15 protein-coding genes are annotated in these 25,182 nt (G+C 68.1%); 6 read left to right on the forward strand and 9 right to left on the reverse strand.

The genetic code is table 11. From position 1 onward, the window contains the following. Positions 1–15: 15 nt before the first annotated feature. Positions 16–2,688: an AAA family ATPase gene (locus OG456_RS05595; RefSeq protein ID WP_266557789.1), complete on the reverse strand. Its 2,673-nt coding sequence runs from the start codon at positions 2,686–2,688 to the stop codon at positions 16–18. A gap of 174 nt (positions 2,689–2,862) precedes the next feature. On the opposite strand from OG456_RS05595, the gene OG456_RS05600 reads away from it, so the two are divergent. Next, on the forward strand, positions 2,863–3,933 hold the full coding sequence (locus tag OG456_RS05600; protein ID WP_266557791.1) for a DUF2510 domain-containing protein: 1,071 nt from the start codon (positions 2,863–2,865) through the stop codon (positions 3,931–3,933). 195 nt (positions 3,934–4,128) lie between these two features. On the opposite strand, the gene OG456_RS05605 is transcribed toward OG456_RS05600, so the two are convergent. Next, positions 4,129–4,749 (reverse strand): TetR/AcrR family transcriptional regulator, encoded by a 621-nt coding sequence (locus tag OG456_RS05605; protein ID WP_266557793.1) that lies wholly within the window; start codon positions 4,747–4,749, stop codon positions 4,129–4,131. 149 nt (positions 4,750–4,898) lie between these two features. Here OG456_RS05605 and OG456_RS05610 point away from each other — a divergent pair, with 149 nt between their 5' ends. Together OG456_RS05610 and OG456_RS05615 are read left to right on the forward strand one after the other, a co-directional pair. Beyond that, positions 4,899–5,945 carry a phosphatase PAP2 family protein gene (locus OG456_RS05610; RefSeq protein ID WP_266557795.1) on the forward strand — a complete coding sequence of 349 codons (1,047 nt, stop codon included), beginning with the start codon at positions 4,899–4,901 and terminating at the stop codon, positions 5,943–5,945. Beyond that, positions 5,942–6,982, forward strand: a complete 1,041-nt coding sequence (locus tag OG456_RS05615; RefSeq protein WP_266557797.1) for a hypothetical protein — start codon at positions 5,942–5,944, stop codon at positions 6,980–6,982. The genes OG456_RS05610 and OG456_RS05615 overlap by 4 nt, the downstream gene beginning before the upstream one ends. Positions 6,983–7,064: 82 nt before the next feature. On the opposite strand, the gene OG456_RS05620 is transcribed toward OG456_RS05615, so the two are convergent. Beyond that, positions 7,065–7,655: a TetR/AcrR family transcriptional regulator gene (locus OG456_RS05620; RefSeq protein WP_266557799.1), complete on the reverse strand. Its 591-nt coding sequence runs from the start codon at positions 7,653–7,655 to the stop codon at positions 7,065–7,067. Between the two features lie 333 nt (positions 7,656–7,988). Here OG456_RS05620 and OG456_RS05625 point away from each other — a divergent pair, with 333 nt between their 5' ends. After that, positions 7,989–9,458 carry an MFS transporter gene (locus OG456_RS05625; RefSeq protein ID WP_266557801.1) on the forward strand — a complete coding sequence of 490 codons (1,470 nt, stop codon included), beginning with the start codon at positions 7,989–7,991 and terminating at the stop codon, positions 9,456–9,458. Positions 9,459–9,485: 27 nt separating this feature from the next. On the opposite strand, the gene OG456_RS05630 is transcribed toward OG456_RS05625, so the two are convergent. The 4 genes from OG456_RS05630 to OG456_RS05645 form a co-directional block, all read right to left on the reverse strand. Then, a complete protein-coding gene (locus OG456_RS05630) occupies positions 9,486–10,469 on the reverse strand; it encodes a phospholipid scramblase-related protein (RefSeq protein ID WP_266557803.1) in 984 nt (327 codons plus the stop codon). A 133-nt stretch (positions 10,470–10,602) separates the two neighbouring features. Further along, on the reverse strand, positions 10,603–12,660 hold the full coding sequence (locus OG456_RS05635; protein ID WP_266557805.1) for a phosphocholine-specific phospholipase C: 2,058 nt from the start codon (positions 12,658–12,660) through the stop codon (positions 10,603–10,605). A 192-nt stretch (positions 12,661–12,852) separates the two neighbouring features. Next, positions 12,853–15,945 carry a glycoside hydrolase family 38 C-terminal domain-containing protein gene (locus OG456_RS05640; RefSeq protein WP_266557807.1) on the reverse strand — a complete coding sequence of 1,031 codons (3,093 nt, stop codon included), beginning with the start codon at positions 15,943–15,945 and terminating at the stop codon, positions 12,853–12,855. Positions 15,946–16,049: 104 nt separating this feature from the next. Further along, positions 16,050–17,378 (reverse strand): 6-phospho-beta-glucosidase, encoded by a 1,329-nt coding sequence (locus tag OG456_RS05645; protein ID WP_266557809.1) that lies wholly within the window; start codon positions 17,376–17,378, stop codon positions 16,050–16,052. Positions 17,379–17,434: 56 nt separating this feature from the next. On the opposite strand from OG456_RS05645, the gene OG456_RS05650 reads away from it, so the two are divergent. Both OG456_RS05650 and OG456_RS50800 read left to right on the forward strand, forming a co-directional pair. Further along, a complete protein-coding gene (locus tag OG456_RS05650) occupies positions 17,435–18,274 on the forward strand; it encodes a hypothetical protein (protein ID WP_266557811.1) in 840 nt (279 codons plus the stop codon). A gap of 648 nt (positions 18,275–18,922) precedes the next feature. After that, the gene (locus OG456_RS50800) at positions 18,923–19,366 is read left to right on the forward strand and encodes an AAA family ATPase (RefSeq protein ID WP_353962086.1); all 444 of its coding nucleotides are present in this window, start codon (positions 18,923–18,925) and stop codon (positions 19,364–19,366) included. Positions 19,367–19,994: 628 nt separating this feature from the next. Here OG456_RS50800 and OG456_RS05655 read toward each other — a convergent pair. Further along, positions 19,995–21,470 (reverse strand): phospholipase D-like domain-containing protein, encoded by a 1,476-nt coding sequence (locus tag OG456_RS05655; protein WP_266557813.1) that lies wholly within the window; start codon positions 21,468–21,470, stop codon positions 19,995–19,997. Continuing rightward, the gene (locus OG456_RS05660) at positions 21,467–25,012 is read right to left on the reverse strand and encodes a serine/threonine-protein kinase (RefSeq protein WP_266557815.1); all 3,546 of its coding nucleotides are present in this window, start codon (positions 25,010–25,012) and stop codon (positions 21,467–21,469) included. The genes OG456_RS05655 and OG456_RS05660 overlap by 4 nt, the downstream gene beginning before the upstream one ends. Between the last annotated feature and the right edge of the window lie 170 nt (positions 25,013–25,182).

Below are 25,182 nucleotides of genomic sequence, written 5' to 3' on the forward strand. Positions count from 1 at the left end.
CCCGCGCGCCGACGGTCAGCGCAGGCCGCGTCCCGTGTCGAGTACCTCGCGGGCGCGGGCGGCCAGACCGTCGGCGCCGCACGACTTGGCCAGGGTGAGGCCGCGGGTGAGTTCCGCGACCGAGCGGGCCGCGATGCCGTACTCGACGCGGGCCGCCGCGTGTTCGTACGCGCAGGGTGACGCTTCGAGGTACGTGACCGACTTGGCGTACAGGGTGAGGGAGCGCTGACCGGTCTCCAGCGCCGCCTCGCAGCGCAGGGCCTCCCCGATCGCCGTGTCCGTCCCGAAGCGCTCGGCCTGGAGCCGGGCGTCGGCGGCGAGTTCCCTGGCGCGCTCGGGGTCCTCGGTGGCGAGCGCGCGGGCCAGGTCGCAGGCCCAGGGCGCCATGATCGTGTTGTGTCCGCCGCGGGTGGTGGCCGCCTTGGCCGCCGCCTCCAGCTCGCTGACGCCCTTCTCCGTGCGGCCCGCGGCGATCAGCAGGCGGCCGCGGACGGAGTGCGCGTCGGGCAGGACGATCGTGGAGGGGTAGGGCGGGCGGAAGGAGTAGCGTTCCGCGATCTCCATGGCCTCGCCGATGCGCCCGCGGGCCACGAGTGTGTCGATGAGCATGCACGCGGCGTCCCAGTGCATGGGCAGGCCGCGGCCGACGCGGTCGGCCAGGCGCAGGCTCTCACGCAGGACGGCCTCGGCGTCGGTGAGGCGGCCACGCCTGCGGTGGACGTAGCCGACGAAGGCGTGCGCGAGCGCCAGATGGCCGCCGCTCCAGCCGGCGGTCTCGTAGGCGCGTACGGCCTCGGTGAACAGGCTCTCCGCGCGGTCGAGCCGGTCGGAGAAGAGATACGCGCTGCCGAGCATCGCGAGGAGTTCGAAGCCCCACTCGGGGTCGGTCCAGCCGAGGCCCGGCGCGAGGCGTTCGTTGACGAGGGAGCGGTCGCAGAGTTCGACCACCACCTCCGCGTTCTCGCCGCGCGTCATCGCGTCGAAGGCGCGCAGGACGAGCAGGACCCGCTCGGGGTTGTCCCGGCCGGTGAGGGAGCCCGCCAGCGCGGCGAGGCTGCGGGAGCGCCCCGGGGAGTCCTCCTCGCCGGCGTGGATGCCCTCCCACATGTAGCGCATGGCCTGGAGCCGGAGGCGGGCCGGACCCGGGTCGAGCCGCGCGGCCTCGGCGTCGATCGCGCGCAGCGCCTCTTCCAGCTGGTTGTTGTGGACGAGGGCCTGGGACAGCCGGCACACGGCGTCCACGCGCGCGTCCCCGTCGAGCCCCGGGTTGGTGTCGAGGGCCTGGCGCAGGTAGCCGATGGTGACGGCGGGCGAGGTGAGGAGGGTGGCGCAGCCCAGCTCATAGAGGAGTTCGGACCGTACGTCGGGCAGCGGCGGCTCCTGGAGGGCGCGCTCCAGACAGCGGCGGGCGGCCTCCGGGGCGCCGACCGCGAGGTGTTCACCGGCCGCCGTGCGCAGCTGCTCGACGAGTTCGGGGTCGTCGTCCGGGTGAACCTGGAGCAGATGCCTGGAGGCTGCCGCGGCGCCGTGGCCCGAGGCCGTGACGGCCCAGGCGGCCTGCCCGTGCATGGCGGTGCGGGTGGCCGCCGGGATGGAGCGGTACACGGCGCTCGCGATCAGCGGGTGCACGAACTCCAGCCTCACGGAGCCGTCTTCGTACGTCGCGTCGGTGAGGATGCGGGCGGCGCGCAGCCGCACGGCGCAGCGGCCGGCCTCGCCCGGCGTCATCCCGGCGAGTCGCGCCGCGAGGTCGTGGGCGATCCGGGTGCCGAGGATGGCGGCGGCCCAGGCGAAGCGCGTCGCGTCGGTGCCGAGGCCTTCGAGGCGGTCGACGAGGCCGCGGCCGCGCGCCGACTTGTTCAGGGCGCGCAGCTCGCCGGCCGAGCCCTCCGCGGGTTCGAGTTCGCTGTCCTGGACCTTGGCCAGGAGCTCGACCGTCTCGTACGGGTTGCCGCCGGTGACGGCCCACACCTCGCGGCAGAAGGGGGCGTCGGCGTGCTCGCCGAGGGTGGCGCGGGTGAGTCCGGCGGTGGCGTCGGGGGTGAGGGCGTACAGCGTGGTGCGGGGCCGGGCGGCGGCGCCGACGGCTTCGAGGTGTCCGGTGGAGGCGGCGGTCGCCTCGCCGTCGCGGTGGGCGACGACCACGAGGACGGGGAGGTCGTCGAGGCGTTCGGCGAACGCGGAGAGCCAGTGGAGGGTCTCCTCGTCGGCCCATTGCGCGTCGTCGACGAGCAGGACGAGCGGCCAGTGCAGCCGGGCGAGCCGGGACACGGCCGCGACGAGTCCGTCGCGCACACCCTGCGGGTCGGCCTGGCGGCCGCCCGGTTCGGCTATGCCGAGGGCGGGGCCGGCGATCTCGTACCAGTCGCCGAAGTACTCGCGGGCCTCCTCCTGCGAGAGCGCGAGGAGGGCGGGCTGCAACAACTGGCGTACGACGTTGAAGGGGACGGAGGTGACGGTCTCACCACCGCGGGCCGACCAGACCGTGGCCCGTCCCGCCGCGATGCGGCGCACCTCTTCGAGGAGGGCGGTCTTGCCGATGCCCGCTTCGCCCCTGAACACGACGAGGCTGCCCGACGACGCCGCGTCCCCGCAGAGTTCGCCGAGCGCCCGCTCGACGTCCGCGATCTCCTTGTCCCGCTCCCACAGGGCGGCCGAGGCGGCTCCTTCAGGCCGACTCTGCGTCATCCCGCATCCTCCCGAAGTCGCTCAATCGACGTACAGATGTCGAGAGTAGCCGGAGCCGGGGGGTTGCGGGTGGGGGTCTGCGCAGGTCTTCGCCGTAAGTGGGAGGGTGCCCGTCCGGAACCGGACCTGCCCCCTCTCATGCCTCTTTCACGCGCGCCTCATACTGTGGCGCCCATGACCCAGGTGACTCCCCCCGGCTGGTACCCCGATCCCGGCCAGAAGCCCGAAGGCCCCCGCACCGAACGCTGGTGGGACGGCAGCGTGTGGACGGAGCAGACCCGTGCCGCCGGGACCGGCGCCGCGCCGGGCCCGCCCGCGTACGCGCCGGCAGCTCCCGACGCGCATCCGCAGGCGTACGGCTATCCTCAGACCTCGCAGTATCCGGGGCAGTTCGGCCACCCCGGATACCCGGGCTACCCCGCGTACCCGGAGCCGAAGCCGAGGCGCGGCCTCAAGATAGCCATCGCCGCCGGTGTCGCCGTGGTGGTGCTCGGCGGCATCGTCGGCGGGGTGTACGCGCTGACCTCCGGTGACGGCGACGGGAAGGGCGACCGGGCCGACTCGTCGTCAAGTCCCTCTGCTTCTCCGGGACTTCCCCAGGCGCCGGGTGACGGCCCTGGCGGGAGCGGGGGCAGTGGTGACACCGGCGGCTCCGGCGGTTCCGGTGGGGAGAGCGGCGCTCCGCAGGCGCCGGGTCCGGGCGGCGGTTTCGCCGCCGACCTCGTCAACGGGGTGTCGATGCCCGTGCTCGACGGCTGGACCGGCGGCACGACGAAGGGCGGCAACGCGGGGGTGACGACCGGCCCGTACGCCTGCCCCGGCGACACGAAGCAGCAGTGTGTGCGCGGCGGCGCGTTCTCGGCGTCGGCCGAGGCGCTGAAGCTGAAGGCGACGGGCGCGGAGGCCGCGGCCAAGGAGGACATCTCCAAGAACGCGCAGGCGTCGTACGGCGGCGCGATCTACGGAAAGATCACCTCGCACAAGGAACTGGCGTCCGAGGCCGTCACCGTGGCCGGCCAGAAGGGCTACCTGGTGCGCTGGCAGGTCGTCACGGCCAAGGGCGACGACGGCTACGTCGAGTCGCTGGTCTTCCCCGCGCCCGCCAACCCCAAGTCGCTCGTCGTCGTCCGCTTCGGCATCGACGTGAACGACAAGGCGCCGGACGTGACGTCGATGGACAAGATCACCAAGGGCATCAAGAAGTCCGCGATCGCCGAGGGCGGCGGCAACGGGCAGAACGTGTAGGACCCCGCGGCAAGACGTGCGGGACCCCCGTGAACCACGCGGGGGCGTCATCGGGGAGAAAGCCCAGGGGCCGGGCAGGTCCCCCTCCGCTCAAGGAGGGACCCGCCCGGCCCGGGGGTGCGCGCCGCGCCCGTCCCCACGGTGCGGCGCGGGCAGACCGCCGTCCGGTCATCCCGACAGACGGCGGTCTCCCGTTCAGGTGGCTTCGCTCAGACCGAGTGCGGGCAGCACCACGGCGTCGACGAAGCGGGTGAGGTAGTCCGCGTCCGCGTACCGGCCCTCGATGACCGGGCGGATGCGCTGCACCCCGAGCAGTTGGGCGGCCAGGAACTCGACGGCCGGATGGTCCGCGGCGATCTCGCCGCGCGCCACGGCCCGGTCGATCATCTCCCCGAGCGCGGCCAGCTCCGGCTCGACCAGGGCCTCGCGCAGCGCCCCCTGGAGTTCCTCGTCGCTGAGGACCGCGTGGCCCAGGGCCTGGACCAGCTGAGTGTCACGTCCTGCCTGCTGCGCCGCCGCGCGGGCGGCCGAGCGCAGGTCCCCGGCGAGCGTACCCGTGTCGACACTGGCGAACTTCACGCAGCGCCCCGCCCGCAGTGCGGCGGCCACGAGCTGCGGCTTCGTCTTCCACTGCCGGTAGAGCGTGGACTTGCTGCAGCACGCCTGGGCCGCGACGCCCTCCATCGTGAGCGCCTCGTAGCCGTTCTCCCGGAGCTGGTCGAGGACCGCGTCGTAGAACTCCCGCTCGCGCTCTGGAGTGATCTTGGAGCGGCGCGAAGTGGTCACTGATGTGCCTGCCTGCTCCTGGGATGTCATGGCTCTTCTCCTCGCGATCTTCGCTATCGATACGCCAGTGTACCGGTACGCCAGCGTTTCGGTACACTGGCGTATCGATGAGCGCGGTTCACGCCGTGCTCACCTCCGCATCACCGCACCACCCAGTCGTCATGAAAAGGGGCCGGGGGATGAATTCCCTTACCGAGCCTGCCGAACCGGAGCCGGACACAGCCGGCCGCGAGACGGACGCCGTCGGCCACCAGCCGGACGTCGTCGCCCGCCCGCCCCTGGTCCGGGAGCTCCTGCTGGTCGTCGGACTGTTCCTCGTCTACAAGTTCGGCAGGCAATTGGCCAATGGCCACACCGACGAGGCGTTCCACAACGCGCACCGCGTGTGGGACCTCGAACGCGCCGTCCACCTGCCGGGCGAGGGCGCTGTCCAGCACGTGCTGCTGCACAGCGAAGACCTCGTACACATCGCGAACACCTACTACGCGACGGTGCACTTCCCGGCGACGGCCGCCTTTCTGATCTGGCTGTATCTGCGCAGGCCACGGCACTACATATGGACGCGCCGGGCACTGGCCGCCCTCACCGCCGCGGCCCTTGTGCTGCATCTCACCTTCCCGCTGGCGCCGCCCCGGATGCTGGCCGCGGCGCACCTCGTGGACACCGGGCAGGTGTACGGGCCGACCGTCTACGGCGCGACCCCGCAGACCGACTCGATGGCGAACCAGTTCGCCGCGATGCCGTCCCTCCACTTCGGCTGGGCCCTGATGGTCGCCGTCGGCCTCATCGCCGCGACCCGCTCCCGGCTGCGCTGGCTGTGGCTGCTGCACCCGGCGCTCACCCTGTTCGTCGTCGTCGGCACGGCGAACCACTACTGGCTGGACACGATCGTGGCGACGGCTCTGCTGGGCATCGTGCTCGCGGTGATCCGGCTGCCCGGCATCACACCGGCCGCGAAGCCCGGACAGTCCATCGGCCGGCGTCTGCTGCCCGCCCCGCGTTCCGCCGCCTCGCTCATGGCGACGGCGGAGACCATGGGCGCGGTACTGCCCGCCCCGTGGACCCCGGCGCACCAGCGCGGCGGATCCCTCTCCGCGTCCGAAGTGCTCGCACGCATCCCGGTGTCGGTGGCCGCGGGCTCGGCGTCCGCCGTCGACGCTCCGGTCACGTCGGGAGCGGTGGGTCCGGGCCGCACGGTCCTCACGGCGACGGGAGCACACCGGTGAACGCCACCCTCCTCGCCGTCGCGCTCTCCCTCGTCTCGGCGGTCGCCTACGCGGCTGCCGCCGTCGCCCAGGAACGCCTCGCGTCACGCACCGCGGGGACCGAATCCGGCATCCTGCGCCTGCTCGGCACCGGCGCCTGGTGGGGGTCGGTCCTGCTCAACGCGTCCGCCGCGCTGCTGCATGTGGCGGCCCTCAAGTACGGCCCCCTCACCCTCGTACAGCCGCTGGGCGCGCTGACGCTCGTCGCGGCGGTGCCCCTCGGGGCGCGCATGGCCGGGCGGCGCGTCCTGTCCGTCGAATGGCGCGGCACCGCGCTCACGCTCGCCGGGCTCGGCGCGCTCCTGCTCACGGCCTCGGGCCCGGCCCCCGACGACACACTCAGCCTCGGCGAGGCGCTCACCGTCGCCGGTGCGACGGCCGCGCTGATCGGCCTCCTGTCGCGGCGCGGCGCGAAGCCGGGACTGCGGCACGCGACGGCCTCCGGTCTGGCCTCGGGCATCGCCTCGGCGCTCGCCCAGACCGTGACCGTCGCGGTCACCGACCGGACGGGGCCGCTGCTCAGCGTCAAGGTCATCGTCGTGGCGGTGCTGATCGCGGCGTTCGCCGCGGGCGGCCTGCTCCTGTCCCAGATCGCCTACCGGGGTGGCCTCGGCGCCCCGCTCGCGTTGGTCACTCTCTCCAACCCGGTGGCCGCGGCCATCATCGGCGTCACGCTGCTCGGCGAGCGGCTCCAGGGCGGGATCACGGGGATCCTGCTCGCGGCGGCGGGGGCGACGCTCGCGGCCCGGGGTGTCCTGCTCCTCACGCGTACGTCGCCGGAGACACAGGAGACGCAGGAGCCCCGACCGCAACCGTCGCTCATCGCGGCGGGGCGCCGGCCCGAGCTGACGTCCCGGGTGACGGAGACGGGGCCGATCGCGACCCCGCCGGACCTTCAGGGACTTCCCCCGATGCCCGTACTGCCCGGCACGGTGGTCGTTCTGCCGTCGATCCCGACGCAGTCGGAGCCGGCGCCGGGCGCGCTCCAGGCATCCTGAGCGCGATCCCTTTTAAGGGGTCCGGATGACGATTTCCGCATGACTAGCGCCTTCTTACGGGTTCCGCATCACGGGTTCCGCGTCACGGCTTGCCGGGCGCGGGACGCGTCCTCATCCCGTCGAGCGTGATCCCGAAGACCCGGTCGCGCTGCTCGGTGTCCACGTAGGCCGCGCCGGTGACGCCCGAGATCAGGCGGAGCAGGTCGTCGAACGACATGTCCGAGCGGACCTCCCCGGCGGCCTGCGCGCGCAGCAGCAGCGGTTCGCCGGCGTCGAGCATGGCGCGGCGGCAGGCGACGAAGATGTCGGACTCCCCGCTGAGCGCGTCCCTGATGGCGCGCTTCGTGACGGTGTAGTCCACGAAGCGGCGCAGCCAGGTGGCGAGCCCGTCCCACGGCGGGGCGTCCGCGAGTTCGTCGGCTAGCCGGCACAGGGCGTCGACCTCTTCCGCGTAGACCGTCTCGAAGAGGTGCCTGCGCGTGGGGAAGTTGCGGTACAGGGTGCCGATGCCGACGCCGGCCTGGCGGGCGATGTCCTCCAGCGACGCCTCCGCGCCCTTCTCGGCGAACGCGTCGCGGGCCGCGGCCAGGAGTGCGTCGAAGTTGCGGCGCGCGTCCGCGCGGCGCGGGCGCTGTGCCGCGACGATCCCGCCGACGAGTTCCCTGTCCGTCATGCGTGCCACTCCCGGGGTGAGGCAGCGCGGGCTGCCGAGGTTGTACCGGAGGCTTCCCTCCGCTATCGTTATCCAAGTCGAGGGGTGCCTCCACTTTAACAGTCGACGCACCCCGCGCCCCGCCGCACAGCGCTGCGGGCAGACCGGCCGAAACGGCCGGATCCCACATCCTCCCAGCTCGTGCGCGCCCGTGACCACGGCCCTTGCCACAGGTCACGCCGGCGTGCCCGGCCACCTTCCGTTCAGAGAGACACCGCCTTGAACCGGAATCGCACGCCCTCTCGCCGTACGACCAGGAAACCTCTGCCCGGGAATCCCACGTCCGGGATCCCCATGGCACCGAGCCCGGCACCCAGAAGCTCCAACCGCCTCACCTTCGCGGTCCTCGCGACCGGTGCCGGCGTCTTCTCGATGATGCAGTCGCTGGTCGCCCCGGCCCTGCCCACCGTCCAGCACGCGCTGCACACCAGCCAGGCCACCTCGACCTGGGTGATGACCGCCTATCTGCTGTCCGCCTCGATCTTCACGCCCATACTCGGCCGGGTCGGCGACCTCGTCGGCAAGAAGCGCACCATGGTCGCCGCGCTCGTCGCGCTGACCGTGGGCTGTCTCCTCGCGGCCCTCGCCCCGAGCATCACCGTGCTCATCGTCGCCCGGGTCGTCCAGGGCATCGGCGGCGCGCTCTTCCCGCTGTCGTTCGGCATCATCCGCGACGAGTTCCCCGGCCACCGGGTCAGCCCCAGCATCAGCAACCTGTCCGCCGTCATCGCGGCGGGCGGCGGCGTGGGCATGGTCGCGGCCGGACCGATCGTGGGCGCGCTCGACTACCGGTGGCTGTTCTGGCTGCCCGCGGCCGTCGTCGCGGTGACGGCCCTGATCGCGCACCGCTACGTGCCCGAGTCGCCGACGCGCGGCACGGGACGCGTGAACTGGCTCGGCTCCGTGCTGCTCTCCGGCTGGCTCGTCGCCCTTCTGCTGCCCATCAGCCAGGCCACGTCCTGGGGCTGGGCATCGATCAAGGTCGTCGGTCTGCTGGCCGCCGCCGTGGTCCTGTTCGCCGCGTGGGTGCTGTCCGAGGCCCGCTCCGCGAGCCCGCTGATCGACCTGCGCGTCATGCGGCTGCCCGCCGTGTGGACCACGAACACGGCCGCGCTGCTCTTCGGCGCCGGGATGTACGCGGTGTGGTCGTTCCTGCCCGGCTTCGCCCAGACACCCTCGTCCGACGGATACGGCTTCGGGGCGAGCGTGACGGGTGCGGGACTCCTGATGCTGCCGATGCTCGTGGCGATGTTCCTCGCCGGAGTGCTCAGCGGCCGGCTCGAACCCGTCGTGGGGGCGAAGGCGCTGCTCACCACCGGCGCCGCGCTCGGCGCGGTCTCCTGCGCCATGCTCGCCGCCTGGCACACCGAGCAGTGGCAAGTCGCCCTCGCGGCAGGCGTGTTCGGGCTCGGCATCGGGCTCGCGTTCGCGTCCATGGCGAACCTGATCGTGCAGAGCGTCCCGGCCGCGCAGACCGGCGCGGCCACCGGCATGAACGCCAACATCCGCACCATCGGCGGCTCGATCGGCGCCGCCGTGATGAGCAGCCTGGTCACGGGGCACCTCCAGGCGTCGGGGCTCCCCTACGCCTCCGGGTACACCCACGGCTTCACGCTGCTCGCGGCGCTGTGTCTCGCCGCCGCGCTCGCGGCCCTGCTGGTCCCGGCCGCGCGCCGCGCGGGCGGACCGCGCGTCCCGGCCGCGCACGGGACGACGGCCGGGGCGGACGAGGAGGTCGGCCTGGAGCAGCCGATGTCGCGGTGAACCGACGCCCGCCGGGCGCCGGTCCGGTCAGCCGAAGCCGCGCGCGTCCTGCTTGAGGGCGGTGTCCACGGTGAGGGCGGTCGCCACGACGAGGCTCAGAAGGGGCTCGGGCAGCTGGTAGTGGATCTGGAGGACGTAGTTGTCCGCGGTCGTGAACATCGTCTTGGCGAGTCCCTCCCACGTCTTCGTGATGCGGGCGACCTCGTTGTCGGCGTGGTCGACGATCGAGAAGTTCCAGGCCCGCCAGTTCTCGGCCTTGATGGCGCCGATCTGCTGGCCGTTCACGTTGATCCCGAAGTTGATCTTGCCGATCATGTTCTGCTGGACGATCTCACCGACCGGCGAGCCGTCCGGACGCTCCACGACGACACGCGACTTCATGAACTTCGCGGGCCGCGTCATGACGAGCTGCGGCTGCCCGTACGCGTCGCGGATCTCCAGCTTGTGGGTCATGAACTGGTCGAGGCTGGAGACGAAGCGCGCGACCTTCTTGAGCGTGCTCTGGCCGACCTGGACGACGGATCCGATCTGGGCGCCGTTCTGATCCATGACGGTGTACTCGTTCGTCAGCTCGATCAGCTTGGCCTTCTGGTTCACCACCAGGACCGGCTCGGTGAAGAGGCTGCCGCCACCCTGCGCGGTGGGCGCGACACCGGCCTGATGCTGCACCTGGTGCTGCACCTTGGCGGGGTCGACGTGCTGCTGTTGCTGCTGCTGCGGGGCCTGCTGCCCGTACGGACCGGCGGCGTGCTGCTGGGGCTGCTGGTACTGCCCGGGCTGCTGCGGCTGGTGCTGCTGCACAGGCTGCTGCTGGGCGAACTGGCCCTGGGACGCCTGCTGCACGGGCTGCTGCTGAGGCTGCTGCGCCTGGTGCGGGACCTGCTGTCCAGCCGGCTGCTGCACGGGGCTCGTGTGCTCGGTCCACTGCGCGCCGTCCCACCACCGCAGGGTCTGGGGCGCGCCCTGGGGGTCCGGGTACCAGCCTGCAGGGGTGTTCGATTGCGTCGTCACCCCGGCACACTATCGCGCCATCCTGCGCCGGCATCCAGGCCGGACCGATGTGACGTACGCCGCCGCCCGAACCGGTACGGAACGGGCGGCGGCGCGACTGTCGAGCGCCTTCGAGTAGAAGCTCCTACGGGAGTCAGACCGTGAGAATCCCGGGGTCGCTCACGCCGGCTTGTCCGTTCTCGACATGGCCCGCGAGGCGACGCAGGTACGTGCTGTCGCTGTCGGCGGTCACCTTCAGGTCGTACCAGCGCTTGGTCGCGCGCAGGTCGACGGTCTGCGTGACGGTGGCACCGGCCCGCACGGTGTACGTCTGCGGCTGTCCGCCGTAGGCGTTGGTGACGGTGAGGTGGACGTCGGCGCCGGTGGGGTTCGTCAGCGTGAGCGTGAGGTTGCCCGTACTCGCGTCGTGGCGGGCCGTGAGTCCGGGCTCGGCGGCGGTGTTGGTGCCCTTGAAGGCGCGCAGGAATCCGTTCGGGCCGTGCACCGTGAGGTCGTACTTCCCGGCGGAGTAAGCGGAGTTCCAGGCGTCCGAGATCGACTTTCCGGCCTCGGTGGAGTACGTCCAGGGGCCGTCGGCCCGGCTCTGCGACCTGACCTGGAAGGCCGCGCCCGCGGAGGGGCCGCCGCTGAACGTGAGCTGGAACTTGCCGGTCGACGGCGTGGAGACCCCGTCGACGTACGGCGCGTACGGCAGCGGGCGCGCGGGCCGGGAGCCCGACTCCTGCTTGGGCAGCACGGGGTTGGCCGGCGGCTTCGGTACGTAGCTGGAGTGCCGGTCGTGGTCCGGCGGCACGTACCCGGCGGTGCTGGGCAGTTGCGCCGGGGCCGTGTTCGTGAGGGAGAAGTCGAACGCGGAGGAGAGGTCGCCGCAGATCGCGCGGCGCCACGGCGAGATGTTGGTCTCCTTGACGCCGAAGCGCTTCTCCATGAACCGCAGGATCGAGGTGTGGTCGAGCGTCTCGGAGCAGACGTAGCCACCCGTGGACCAGGGCGAGACGACGATCATGGGGACGCGCTGGCCGAGGCCGTAGGGGCCCGCCGCGTAGCTCGCGTTGCCCTTGAAGTAGTCGAGCGTGGTGTCGGCGGTGGACAGGCCCTGGTTCGCGGAGGCGGGGGCGTAGGGCGGCACGACGTGGTCGAAGTAGCCGTCGTTCTCGTCGTATGTGATGAACAGAGCCGTCCTGCTCCATACATCCGGGTTGGACGTCAGGGCGTCGAGAACCTGGGAGATGTACCAAGCTCCGTAGTTCGCGGGCCAGTTGGGGTGTTCGGAGAACGCCTCGGGCGCGGCGATCCAGGAGATCTTGGGGAGCTTCCCGGCCTTGACGTCGGCCTTCAGGACGTCGAAGTAGCCGTCGCCCGCCTTGGCGTTCGTGCCGGTGCGGGCCTTGTCGTAGAGGGGGTCGCCCGGCTTGGCGTTGCGGTAGTTGTTGAAGTAGAGGAGCGAGTTGTCGCCGTAGTTGCCGCGGTAGGCGTCGTCGATCCAGCCCCAGCTCCCGGCGGCGTCGAGGCCGTCGCCGATGTCCTGGTAGACCTTCCAGGAGACCCCGGCCTTCTCCAGGCGCTCGGCGTACGTGGTCCAGCCGTAACCGGCCTCCTGGTTGCCGAGGACGGGCCCGCCGCCGGTGCCGTCGTTGCCGACGTGGCCCGACAGCATGTAGTAGCGGTTGGGGTCGGTGGCCCCCATGAACGAGCAGTGGTAGTCGTCGCACACCGTGAACTTGTCGGCGAGCGCGTAGTGGAACGGGATGTCCTGGCGCGTCAGATGCGCCATCGTGCCGGTGCCCTTGGCGGCGATCCAGTTGTCGTACTTGCCGTTGTTGAAGGCGCTGTGGCCGCCGGCCCAGTCGTGGTCGAGGCCCGCGATGAACTGCATGCCGAGGTCCGCCGCGTCGGGGTGGTAGGGCAGGACCTCCTTGCCGCCGCTCACCTGGTTCCACACGGGCTTGCCGCTGGGGAGCGTCACCGGTCGCGGGTCGCCGAAGCCGCGGACGCCCTTCATCGTGCCGAAGTAGTGGTCGAAGGAGCGGTTCTCCTGCATCAGGACGACGATGTGCTCGATGTCCTGGACGGTTCCCTTGACGCGGGCGGCCGGGATGGCCGCGGCGCGGTCGATGCTGTTCGACAGGGCGGTGAAGCCCGCGGTCGCGCCCGCTATCTGCAGGAAACGCCGCCGGTTGAGTTCAGGCATGGGTGTGGGGCCTCTTGGGTGTGTGGGGACAGAAGCGAGCAGAGTGTTCCAAGAGGACCGGCCAGAGGGGAAGGGGTGATGACACTTGCATGAAAACTCGCCGTATGCGTCAGAAACAATCACCCAGGCGCTGGTGTCCCAATCGGCGGGGAGGACCGGCCGGAGTCCAACTGGTCCTCCCCGCCGCCGACTTCAGCCCCGCTCGCCCACCGCGAGCCGCAGCGTCACGATCTGGAACGGCCGCAGCGCCACCCGCACCGCGTCACCGCCGTCCGCCGACTGCCGCACCTGGTCCGGCTGTTCGGTGAGCGGGCGCTCCAGGAGATCGGTGACCTGGACACCGGCCAGCGGGAAGCCCGTACGCAGGGTGCCGGCCGCCCGGCCACCGAGCGACTCGTACAGCCGCACGACGACATCGCCCGAGCCGTCGTCGGCGAGCTTCACCGCCTCCACCGTCAGACCGTCGCCGTCCACCGACACCACCGGGTCGGCGGTGTCCGTGCCCGAACCGGCCACGCGCAGCGGCAGGTTGAGCGCGTACCCCTCGGCCACGGCGTCGGCGATGCTCGCGCCGGGCAGCAGGGAGTAGGTGAAGCGGTGCGCGCCCTGGTCGGCCTCCGGGTCGGGGACGCGCGGGGCGCGCACCAGGGAGAGGCGGACCGTGGTGGTCGTGCCGCCGTCGTCGCGGGTCGTGCGCGAGACGTCGTGGCCGTACGTGGAGTCGTTGAGGACCGCGACGCCGTAGCCGGGTTCACCGATGTGGACCCAGCGGTGGCCGTACACCTCGAAGCGGGCCGCCTCCCAGCTGGTGTTGGTGTGCGTGGGGCGCTTGACGTGGCCGAACTGGATCTCGGCGCTGGAGTGGTCGGCGCGGACGTCGACGGGGAACGCGGCCTTGAGGATCTTCTCGGTCTCGTGCCAGTCGATCTCGGTCTCGATGTCGACGCGCTTGCTGCCCGCGCGCAGGGTCACGGTCTGCGTGATGCGGGAGCCCTTGCCGAAGGCCCGCTCCACGCGGACGGCGGCGCGCAGCGGCCCCTCCTCGGTCACCGTCACGGACTCGGCGTCGAGGAGGTCCCGGTAGTGGTTCTTGTAGTGCTTGTCGATGTCCCAGGCGTCCCAGTAGTTGGGCAGGTCGCTGTGGAGGCGGAGCAGGTTGCCGGGACCGGCCAGGACCTCGCGTTCCGCGGTCAGGTCGTACACGGAGGCCAGCGTCCCGTCGGGGCCGATCACGACGCGCACGAGTCCGTTGTCGAGGGTGCGGCCGTCCGTGACGGTGACGGGGTGGTCGGGGGCGGCGGGGGCGAGGGGCGCCGACCCGCCTGCGGGCACGTGGGTGAGGGCCGGCTCACCGGCCGGGTCGCGGATCACTTCGGTACGGGCGTACGGGCTGGTGTTGAAGACGTGCGGCACGCCCTCCCCGAGCGCGCCCTCGCCCAGCGCGGCGACCGCTTCCGCCGTGATCGCTTCGAGTTCGCCCGCCACGCGCGCGTACTCCGCCTCGGCCTCCCGGTGCACCCAGGCGATGGACGACCCGGGCAGGATGTCGTGGAACTGGTGCAGGAGCACCGTCTTCCACAGCCGGTCGAGCTTCTCGTACGGGTACGCGTACCCCGGCGCGCGCAGAGCCGCGGTCGTGGCCCACAACTCGGCCTCGCGCAGGTGGTGTTCGCTGCGGCGGTTGCCCTGCTTGGTGCGGGCCTGCGACGTGTACGTCGCGCGGTGCAGCTCCAGATAGAGCTCCCCCGACCACACCTGGTCCTTGGGGATCTCCTTGCTCGCCTGCGCGAAGAAGGCGTCCGGGTGCTCGACCCTGACCTTCGCGGAGCCCTCCAGGTTCGCGAGCCGGCGGGCGCGCTCCAGCATCTCGCGGGTGGGGCCGCCCCCGCCGTCGCCGTGTCCGAAGGGCGCGAGGGAGCGGGTGCCGCGTCCCTTGTCCTGGTAGTTGCGGACGGCGTGCGCCATCTCCCGGCCGGAGAACTCGACGTTGTAGGTGTCGACCGGCGGGAAGTGGGTGAAGATCCGCGTGCCGTCGATGCCCTCCCACCAGAAGGAGTGGTGGGGCAGCTTGTTGGTCTGGTTCCACGACAGCTTCTGCGTGAGGAACCACTCGTTTCCGGCGAGCCTGGCCAGCTGCGGGTACGCGGCGTTGTAGCCGAACGAGTCGGGCAGCCACACGCCCCTGGTCTCGACGCCGAAGTGCTCGATGAAGAAGCGCTTGCCGTGGACGAGCTGGCGGGCGATGGCCTCGCCGCCGGGCAGGTTGCCGTCGGACTCGACCCACATCCCGCCGACGGGCGCCCACTGGCCCTTGGCTACGGCCTCCTTGATGCGGTCCCACACGTGCGGGTAGTTGTCCTTGACCCACTCGTACTGCTGGGCCTGCGAGCAGGCGAAGACGAACTCGTCGTACTCCTCGGCGAGCGCCGTCACGTTCGAGAAGGTGCGTGAGGTCTTGCGTTTGGTCTCGCGGATCGGCCACAGCCAGGCCGAGTCGATGTGCGCGTGGCCGACGGCGGACAGGGTGTGGGCGCCGGCGTGCGCGGGCTTCGCGAGGGCAGGGGCGAGGACGGCGCGGGCGGCGGCGGCCGTGCCGGAGACGTCGTCGAGGTCGAGGGTGTCGAGCGCCGCTTCGAGGGTGTGCGCGATCTCGTGGCGGCGTGGCTCGTGTTCGCTCAGTTCCAGCATCAGCTCGCGCAGGACCTGGAGGTCGAGCGACAGGTGGAAGACGTCCTCGTCGAGGATCGCGAGGTCGGCGCTCCTGAAGGTGTAGAGCGGCTGATCGCCCGCCGTGCGCGGGTCGCCGAGCGCGGTGGGGTGCGCGAAGCGGTCGGCGAGTATGTCCGGGTTGGAGGCGGCCTCGATGAGGTACTCGACCTCCTCGCCGCCCTGGGCGGGCCGGGCCACGGGCACGTACTGGTTCTGCGGGTTGACGGCCTTGAGGGGGCGGCCGTCGGGGAGGTGCACGAGGGCCTCCGCCTGGTTGCCGGGCCATTCGTTGACGAAGCCGAGGTCGAAGACGGCCTCGACGCGGCGGCCCGCCCACTCGGCGGGGACGGTGCCGTGCGCCGTGAACCAGGTGGTGCCCCAGGGCGGCCCCCACGGGGTGCCGACACCGAACGGCTTGTACGCGGCCGCTCTCGCCTCGGCGAAGGGGACGGGCTCGCCGGGCGCCTGCCATGACTGGAGGGCGAGCGGAACCCTGTCGCTGTGGACGGCGGGCTTGACGCGCTGGTCGTGGACGCGGGCGACGCGCTGCTCGATGCGGCGGAGTTCGTCGTGCATACCTGCTCCTCTACTACGTGGTGTCCGGCGGATCACCGCCGGGGCGCGACGCCCGGCGCGGCACCTCACCGCGACCTACCCGACCCCGACCCGCCGGACACCCCCTAGCGGGTCAGGTAGGCGAGGCCGGGGTGGGCCGCCGTGTATCCCTCCAGGAGGCGGCGGGCCACGGTCACGGAGTCGACGAGGGGATGCAGGGCGAACGCCTTGACGGCGGTGGCCCGCGAGCCGCCTTCGGCCGCTTCGAGCACCTCGCGCTCGACGGCCTTGACGGAGGAGACGAGGCCCGTGGCATGGCCGGGCAGCGGCGCCACGCTCACGGGGTGCGCGCCGTTGGCGTCGACGAGGCAGGGGATCTCGACGACGGCGTCGTCGTCGAGGGACGGCAGTGCGCCGCGCCCGCGCACGTTGAGGATCAGCGTCGCGCGCTCGTCGCGGGCGATGGCGCGCATCAGGGCGAGCGCCACCTTCTCGTAGCCGCCCGACTCCTCCAGGTCGGCGGCGTCCCGCTCGCCCGCGCCGGACGCCTCGCGGTTGTGCGCCATGTAGGTGGCCTCGCGCTCGGCCCGGGTGCGGTCCCAACTGGCGTACGACGGGTCGGAGTAGAAGGCGGCCTGCTGGTCGAGCAGGAACGCGCCGCGGGTGCGTTCGGCCTCCTGGTAGGCGTGCACCGTCTCGCGGTTGAAGTAGTAGTAGTGCAGGTACTCGTTGGGGATCGCGCCGAGGGAGCGGAGCCAGTCCGGGCCGAAGAGACGGCCCTCCTCGAAGGAGCCGAGCAGCTTCTCGTCGGCGAGCAGGCGGGGCAGCTCGTCGCGGCCGTTCACCCTGAGTCCGCGCAGCCAGCCGAGGTGGTTGAGGCCGACGTAGTCGATCCAGGCCTCGCCCGGGTCGGCGCCGAGGACGCGCGCCACGCGGCGGCCGAGTCCGACGGGCGAGTCGCAGATGCCGATGACGCGGTCGCCGAGGTGCCGCGACATGGCCTCGGTGACCAGGCCGGCCGGGTTGGTGAAGTTGATGACCCAGGCGTCGGGGGCGAGTCGCTTCACGCGGCGCGCGATGTCGACGGCGACGGGCACGGTCCGCAGGCCGTACGCGATGCCGCCGGCGCCGACGGTCTCCTGGCCGAGCACTCCCTCGGCGAGGGCCACCCGCTCGTCCGCCGCGCGGCCCGCGAGGCCGCCGACGCGGATCGCGGAGAAGACGAAGTCGGCGCCGCGCAGCGCCTCGTCGAGGTCGGTGGTGGCGTGCACGGCGGGCGCGTCGGGGACGCCGGTGGCTTGTTCCGCCAGTACGCCGGTGACGGCCCGCAGCCGGTCCGGGTCGGTGTCGTGCAGCGTGACCTCGGTGACCCGGCCTTCGGCGTGGTCGCCGAGCAGCGCTCCGTACACCAAGGGCACTCGAAATCCGCCACCGCCGAGAATCGTCAGCCTCATGCGCCGATCGTAGGGCAGCCTGGTCCGCGACCCGATCTTCGACCGGCGGAGGCCGCATGAAACCCCCCACGCAACGACGGACGAGACGCCAACTCCTCACTCTGGCCGCGACCCTGGGCGCCCTGTCGCTCGGCGCGGGCACGGCGACGGCCGCGCCCACCTGGACCGAGACCGGCACCGCTCGGGTGAGTTCACTCACCGGCAGCCAGGGCCTGGCGAGCCACGCCGACGGCTCGCTGGTGTACCGGGGCCTCGCTTCCGTACCGCTCGACCTGCGCACGGCGGGCTGGTCGCACATAGGCGACCCGGACGTGGCGCAGGGCTACACGTTCGACGCGTACCAGGGCGGCGACGGCACGACGAAGAAGATGTTCGCGGTGACAGCCCCCGACGGGCGGCGCACGACGTACGAACACACCCTGGATCAGGGCGAGTTGCTCAACAACTCGTTCGCGTCCGTGTCGCCCGACGGGCAGTGGCTCGTGGCGGGCGAGTGGGGCACCATGAACCGGCTGCAAGTGTTCCCGGCGCCCGTGCTCAACCCGTCCGCGCCCACGCCCGGCGCGAACCTCCCGCAGGCCGGGCAGATCAGCCTCAACAAGCCCGTCGACAACATCCAGGGCTGCGACTTCACCGACGCCACGCATCTGGTGTGCTCGTCCGACGGCTCGACGAAGGAGGTCCTGGAGGTCTCCCTCGACCGCCCGCTGGACGGCTCACCGGTCGCCGGGCACGTCACGAGCGCGTTCGCGATCCCGCAACGAAGCATCTGCTCGGGCACGTTCGAGGCCGAGGGCGTCGACTACGACACGGCGCGCGGCACGCTGCGCGTGGAGATGGTGCCGCCCTCGCCGTGCCTGGTGACGACGACGGTGATCTCGTACCGCAAGGGCTGAGCCGACAGTGATCCCGTACCGCCAGGGCTGAGCCGACAGTGACCTCGGACCGCGAGGGCCGAGGTGTGGGACGGCGGGGTTCGGGGGATGGTCGCGATCATGACAGATCGCACGTCCCCCTCCCCGTCGGCCCCGTCCGGCCCCTCGGACCCGTCCGAACCGGCGGCCGGGGCCCTGACCACCGCTCCCCCGCGCCGCCCGCTGCGCCAGCTCCTCGCCGCCTCGGTCGGCAACGCCGTCGAGTGGTACGACTGGTTCTCCTACACGGGCACGCAGACAGCTTACGCCCGCGCCTGTTACCAGCAACCCTGCAGGCCAGATCACCTTTTCCTGTGATGCCTCAACTGCACGTGTCGCAGAGTTCGGCCACCTCTAACAGGGTTGATGCTGACCGCTTGCTGACTTTCGTGACGGCATGTCAGGTCAGTAGGGATTCCGCCCCGAGGGGCCTGCGCCTGACGTCGAGAGGTCACCTGTCAGCCGCCACAGTCCGCCGCACTCGCCCATTCGGTGTCTAGCATGCCAAGCTCACCGACTCCCAGCACGGGCCGCGCACGCACAGCACAGCGCAGGCGATCCTCACTCCTGGCTGCCAGTGTGGTAAGCGATGATGTGTCATCGAACGTTTGAGCTTCCTGGGGGGTCGGGGTGTACTTAAGTCGCGTATCGGTCAGCGGTCTACGAGCGAGCGCCAAGGATCGGATCACCTGCGAACTGCCGGGCCGCTTCAGCGTTCTGATCGGTGCCAACGGCTCCGGCAAGACGACCCTCACCGACGCCCTGCACCTAGCTCATCCCAGCCGCTTCCCCTACTTGCCACGGCCCAGTTCATCGGCGCTCGGTCCGGCAGGCGTCCCGCGCTCGATCGAGGTCGCGTACTCGCCGAGTCCGGAGGAGGTCGAGAGTGCCGAGAGTGCCCTCAGTGAGCAGCATCATCAACTGCGCGCGCCCGGACGAGGTCGCGACTCGCTGGAGCGTTTCGCTGAAGCGGAGCATGGGGGCAATTACCAGCTGCTCAGCTTCCGTCAGCAGGGTCATGCCTGTACCAGGGCACCTGAGGTGGTACCCAGGTGTCACCTGGTTGGCCCGTAGGTACCGGGCGAGTTCAGAGCCGTAGGCGCCGGCGCCCTCGACGCCGACGCGACCTCGCCGTGTGAGCGGAGCCAATGAAGCAGTTGGCGGTTGCCGCAGGGAGTGGTGGCAAAGGCCTCGGTGGCCAGGTGCCGACCGATGGGGTCGATCACGGTGGCCTGGTGGAAGTCGGTTTGGGTGTCGGCGCCGCCGACCACCGCTATCTCGTCTGCCATGCTGATGAGTGCTGTCCTTCCGTACGACGCATGAGGGGTAGCACGCTCCGGTCGGGCGGGAGGACAAGACTGTGATGGGACCTTTGGCCGGGCTCCTGACTTGCTGAATCAACCCCGCGGGCACGCTCAAGCGGGCCTCACGGCGTCATCCTCAGCCAGCCTGTTGGGGGAGGCTCGCCTTCGGGAATGAACAGTTCGACGGCGTCCGCTTCGTCACACCTTCCGACAATGAAGTGAGCTGTTACGGGTTTCTCTACTCACATGTCATTGTGTGCGAAGTTGGACACTCAACTGCGGGCACAACCACAGAAGGAAGTCGCCTCCGGCACCTGCCTTGTACAACGCTGTTTGAACAGCGACTGGTGATCACCGAGAATACTTAAGGAGGTCACCAAGGCTTCAGATTTCGGCTGTCACGTACTAACAACCGACCCCACGCGCGCCATATAGTCAGAATATAGTCGATCGATCTCATTCCGTATTGTGATCAGAGTGCCCCGTTCATCACGGAAAGGCCTACTTGGATCACCTCTAAAGGATAGCCAATTGAAGCTCGTAACAACCACGTACGCGTGATCAACAAGCAGAACCTTCGCATGTGTATCACCAAGGCGAACGAACTGGAAGTTACTGTGCTTTACCGCCAAATCGCTCAACCTTCGAGCGGCCGGACTACTCGCCTCTCCCGCTGAGTCGTTTCCATCGATCCCATAGCCAATAACCACGCTCACGCCTGAGGAAAGCAAGCGTCCAAGATCTTCCAAGAATCGGTCATTTACGACCGCAGAGCGGATCCATGGCGAAATGATCATCAGGCGCTCTTTAGCGGACCTTAGAGCCTCCAGCAAAAGCGGCCTATGCTCATGCACCTCCAAGACTCGGACTGCAATTCCTTGAAGAGCGGTCTCTGCCTCATCGAGCCTAGCCGCCGCTTCGGTGGCAAGGTCCACGAGGGGCTCCTTTTGCTCATCTGAAGCAGCGGAGACGCGCTTCTCAAAAGCCGACAGCTGATTCTTATACTTCTCGGCCGTTCGCCTGATCGCTGCGACTTCGGCTTCATCTGATCGCTGTTTCAGGAGTTCTTCGCCCAGGAGCGCATCCACCGTGGAATCGGGATCCCTCAGTGCGCCGACTAGCCCAATCTTTCGGCTACCCTCTGCCTTGGCAAATGCCAAGGCGTGCTCTTCGCTGATGCGGCCATCGATTGCGAACTTGACCTGAATATCGTTGGCTCGGTCAACCGATTCAAAAACGAGCGCTATCGCCCTCAGGAAGAACTTCTCTCTTTTGCCGCCGAGTGACATGACAGTAATCAGATCATGCTTTGCTGTATCGGTCACATCTCTTAGAAGAAGTGAAATAGCGGCGGTGTCGTCAGGGCCTACCGCCGGCGGATCGGCGGGGAAGGCCGGAATCTCCAACACATCGTGCTGTCGTAGATCTCTGGGACGCCACCTCAGAGACCTTTCAACGTGTCCATACTTCCGTGTTAGTCCATCATAGGCGAGGCGCAGGGTGCGCTCTTCTGGGGTAACCTCGGCAAGCTCCTTACACGCCCGCTTTCCGGACTCAGAAACAACGTAATGCATGCCTCCGCTACTGACAGGGACAGCAATTATGTGGCCCCGGACAACAAGGCGACCCATAACTTCATCGGTAACCTCCACGGGTAGATTCAAAAAGCGAGAAATGTCGTCACTGACCTTCAATCCCGCCTCAACGCACCGCAGGGTGAACTCATCCAGAACGCCGAGAGCCTTGCGTTCGAGTAGTTGGCAGCGGATTGGCATATCCCAAAAAGGAAGACCTACTTCCCTGAAGGTGACAAGTCGATATCCAGCATGCCTGGACAGGCGCTGAACCATATCTTCAATCGAAGTCTCAGTCATGCCTTATCAGCCTTCTCAACGATGCATCCTGTATCGGCACGCATGTGATCAAGAATCTCTCGCAGAGGGTTCCGAGAGTCCTTATTCGATTCAATGAATGGCGCATCGCCCACGATCACGAGTCCGTCACGTGCCCGCGAGACCGCCACGTTGACTCTTTCCTCGCTTCGCATGAACCCCAGATCAGCGCCGTCGTTGGACCTGGTCACGCTGAAGATGGAGATATCGGCTTCCTGACCCTGGTATGAGTCCACCGTGGCCACTCGCACCTTCAGTAGAATTCTTGTGAGCTCACCTTTGGCCAGAGTCTCTGTGATCTCTCTCCTTTGGGCTTCGTAACCCGTGAGCACCGCTACACTCAAGGGTTCTGATCCGTTTTGCTCAGCAACCCATTGAATCCTGTCTAGAAGGCTGGCGATCACTCGGGCTTCGCCTTTATTCCGGAGACTCTTTCCAGCTCGCGTCTCCTGCCGGTCGCTTCTCAGACTCGTGTCGATCCAAACGGCTGCTGCACCCAATGAACTTTGAATCACGGGTGACAGGTTACGAGGGGCAGAGGTGAGTTGATCACCATAAAAGCAGTGGCTTACCAGCCTTCCGATTGTCGGGTGCATTCGATGCTGATGAGTCAAAGAGAACTTGCATGAATCTGGAAGGCGCTCGGACAATATGGAGAACAGGGTCTCCCGTATTTGAGGACGCGTAAGCTGGAATCGACTGAGTACTGCTTGATCTTCAAGCGCCTGCTCAACGAACGGAGGAAGCTGTCGATCGTCGCCCACCAGGACCCAGCGCCGACTGCGGGCCAAAGGAACTAGGGCCTCGGTAGCCGTCGCCTTGGATGCCTCGTCGATGATGCACAGATCAAAATCCATCGAGTCTGCGCCGGCTACTCCAGCTACGCCAACGCACGTAGCAGCTACCACCTGCGCGCGAGTCACGAGAACTGCCGCGAACTCACTGCCACGGCCGAATCGCTCCTCCCAGTCTGAGGCGATCTCTTGCAGTCGAGCGATTCTGGGATCCTCGACGTTGGATCGCTCCAGAGCGGCCGAGACAAGATTCTCAGTTGTGGTATTTGGCTCCGCATTCATGGACTTGGCAAGGACGTCCTGAGCCCCGCTCTGGTGAGCTGTCTGCTCCTTTAGGTCTGCTCGCCACTGTGCGAGAGTCGCCTCCATTTCAACCAGCTTTTGCCCTGCGGGGCCAGCAGCTTCCAGTTGCGCCGCGAGAGTTAGTCCGGTCTCAATGAAGCGCTCTGCTGCCGCCGCCAGCTCGGTGCCCGTTCCAGATTTGGCAGCATTTTCAATTTCAGAAGCCATGTTCAGGATTGGAGCGGCAAGGGAATTAAGCCGGTCAATTTCCGTCAAGAGCTCCCGACGATCCGCCTGCTTAGTGTCGATTTGTTGCTCTAGAGCGACCACCCGTCGCTGCCGGCGCTGAAGTTCCAATGCCGCGTTTCTCAAACCTTCGGCGTCCAGATCGACTCCGAGGCGAGCCGCAAATTCCTTGACGAAAGCTCGGCTTTGACCAAGCACTGACTTTCGCCAAAGCTCCATTTGTGCGGTCATCGAAAATGGCTCAACATCTTGAGCCAATCTGTCAGAGCGACCAAGACGCAGGAGGCTGACCTGGGGCTCCATCTCCCGAATACGAATTAGGGCGTTGTCAAGTGCGATGTGCGTCTGCGACGTCAGGACGATGCGTGCCCGAGGATTCTTGCGGAGCTGCTGTGATACGAGCTCGGCAATAAATGTCGTCTTGCCGGTCCCGGGCGGTCCTTGAACCAGGCAAAAGTCGCGTGCGCCGAGTGACGCTGAAACTGCCTTTTGCTTTGCGGTGTCGAGACCGTCCTGGAGGAAACTTTCTACATTGGCAGGCTGAGGTGGCGCGCTCCGCTGGGGGTCCAAGAGCAGGTCACGAAGGTCAGAGCGGACTGAACGTCGATTAGAAATTCTCTCAAGGGCGTCTCGCTCTCTCTTAAGCTTAGACTTGGATGCCTCTGAGTCGAACTCCAGCACGCCACGTCGAGGGAGATCCTCCGATCTCCCCTTCGTGACAAATAGGATTACTTCTCCGTTTTCAATTCCTTCGACTTCACCAAAGAGGACCCGCCGGTTACCATCCCAAACAAGTCGTCCTTCGCCAACCTCCAGACCGGTTGCATCTGCTACAGAAAAGCGGATTCTGCTACCATCGCGTCGATAGGAGGTGTAGTTTGCTTTCGCGCCGCGTCCATTCTCGAGGGCAAACTTAGCGTCCAGAACTGACCGCCAACTGGAGAATGCGGATGCCTCGGCAGAGCTAACCTCCAGCTCTGCTCTCTCCGAATCCATGTCACTGACTGTTGCCAGCAGACTGTTGAGGTCACGGTCGGCTCGGCCAGGGTCTGTTGGAGAGCTGAGCCTGAACTTAGTCTTTGGGCGGTACCAGTTCGCTCTTGCAGCCTCTAGCAGTTGAGCTTGTGGCCGTTGAATTCTTGCCACTCGAAGCACTCCCGGCCTGACCCGGTGAGGTTGAACTCGAAGGAGCAGGGTCTGTCCTGAAATCTGGAGGTCTGGCTTCGCCTTAGACCGGGTGTCGTAGGAAAGCGCACAAACAGCGTGTATATCCTCGATCACCTGATCTGAGGTGAGCGCGACACCATATTGCTTCCTGTGTGATTCCAGGACAAATGTTGGCAAATCGAGAAATATCTCTGTTTCGGGACTCCGCCGAAGCTCTCGCTCTCCCTGGACGGCGGCCAATTGGGAGTACAAAACGCCGGCCGTAGCAGGACGCGCATCCGGCGCGGTTGCGAAGCAAGGTTCTAGTACAGAGAAAATGTCAGGTGGCAGGTCTAGGTCCCGGAAAGCCGCTTCAACCTCTGCTGCATTATTGAAGTTTCTCTGCGCCAAGCAGACTACGGTGAGAACGGCGAATGAATAGACGTCGTAGGATGGGGTTGGCGTGCGCGTGCCTCGCTCATCTGGTGCGTAGGGAATTGTTCCCAAGGGTGCGAGTGTGACGCCAATGCTAACTGTCTCGGCAAGCCTAGCGGTACCAAAGTCCGCTATTTTATATCGCCCATTTTCTGTAATCAAGACGTTTTCGGGCTTTACGTCACGGTGGACGTACCCTTCAGAATGAATCGCCTGCAGGCCTGAAAGAATATCCTGAGCGATGGGCCAGAAGTCATCCCACCCTTCGATGGCTAGGCCGTCCAGGCCTTTGAAGAGATCCTGCTCAAGCCATTCGAATACGAGGTAGGGGGACCCGTCTTCCGATCGACCCCAGTCGATTAGTCGCGCCAGATTTGGATGGTCGCCTAGAGCTTGATATGCGTTTAGTTCATTCGCCCAGGCGGCCTTCAATACTCGATCATCAAGGTTGCTTGAAGGGTTGAATACCTTCACAGCCACCGGAGCGTTGTCGTTTTCAAGATCGACAGACTTGAAGAGCTTCGCGTGGCCTCCCTCGCCGGCTGGGGCTGATGGTAGAGCGAAACGCTGGGCGATGAGTGGCAACGCCAGGTCCTCCTGCTGCGATAGCGCCAGTGTCAACTGGGCGATGACTCATGAGGGTTCATGCTGGCCTGATCCTGCTTCAGTTCTACAACATGGCCGCCTGCGATGGGCTGTTTTGGGGGACGGAGTGGTCATTGAGCACTGCGGCCTGCGCGAGACGGGGCCTTGGGCGTTCGCCTCTCTTTGGTTGGGCAGCTCTGTCGGAG

Origin of the sequence: Streptomyces sp. NBC_01446 (genome assembly GCF_026340095.1) — a bacterium.
Classification (GTDB): Bacteria; Actinomycetota; Actinomycetes; order Streptomycetales; family Streptomycetaceae; genus Streptomyces; species Streptomyces aureus.

What these genes read in the sequence shown, in the direction of transcription:
- OG456_RS05595 (WP_266557789.1), bottom strand. Translation starts at nt 2,688, where the DNA reads ATGACGCAGAGTCGGCCTGAAGGAGCCGCCTCGGCCGCCCTGTGGGAG.
- OG456_RS05600 (WP_266557791.1), top strand. Translation starts at nt 2,863, where the DNA reads ATGACCCAGGTGACTCCCCCCGGCTGGTACCCCGATCCCGGCCAGAAG.
- OG456_RS05605 (WP_266557793.1), bottom strand. Translation starts at nt 4,749, where the DNA reads ATGACATCCCAGGAGCAGGCAGGCACATCAGTGACCACTTCGCGCCGC.
- OG456_RS05610 (WP_266557795.1), top strand. Translation starts at nt 4,899, where the DNA reads ATGAATTCCCTTACCGAGCCTGCCGAACCGGAGCCGGACACAGCCGGC.
- OG456_RS05620 (WP_266557799.1), bottom strand. Translation starts at nt 7,655, where the DNA reads ATGACGGACAGGGAACTCGTCGGCGGGATCGTCGCGGCACAGCGCCCG.
- OG456_RS05625 (WP_266557801.1), top strand. Translation starts at nt 7,989, where the DNA reads ATGGCACCGAGCCCGGCACCCAGAAGCTCCAACCGCCTCACCTTCGCG.
- OG456_RS05635 (WP_266557805.1), bottom strand. Translation starts at nt 12,660, where the DNA reads ATGCCTGAACTCAACCGGCGGCGTTTCCTGCAGATAGCGGGCGCGACC.
- OG456_RS05640 (WP_266557807.1), bottom strand. Translation starts at nt 15,945, where the DNA reads ATGCACGACGAACTCCGCCGCATCGAGCAGCGCGTCGCCCGCGTCCAC.
- OG456_RS05645 (WP_266557809.1), bottom strand. Translation starts at nt 17,378, where the DNA reads ATGAGGCTGACGATTCTCGGCGGTGGCGGATTTCGAGTGCCCTTGGTG.
- OG456_RS05650 (WP_266557811.1), top strand. Translation starts at nt 17,435, where the DNA reads ATGAAACCCCCCACGCAACGACGGACGAGACGCCAACTCCTCACTCTG.
- OG456_RS05655 (WP_266557813.1), bottom strand. Translation starts at nt 21,470, where the DNA reads ATGACTGAGACTTCGATTGAAGATATGGTTCAGCGCCTGTCCAGGCAT.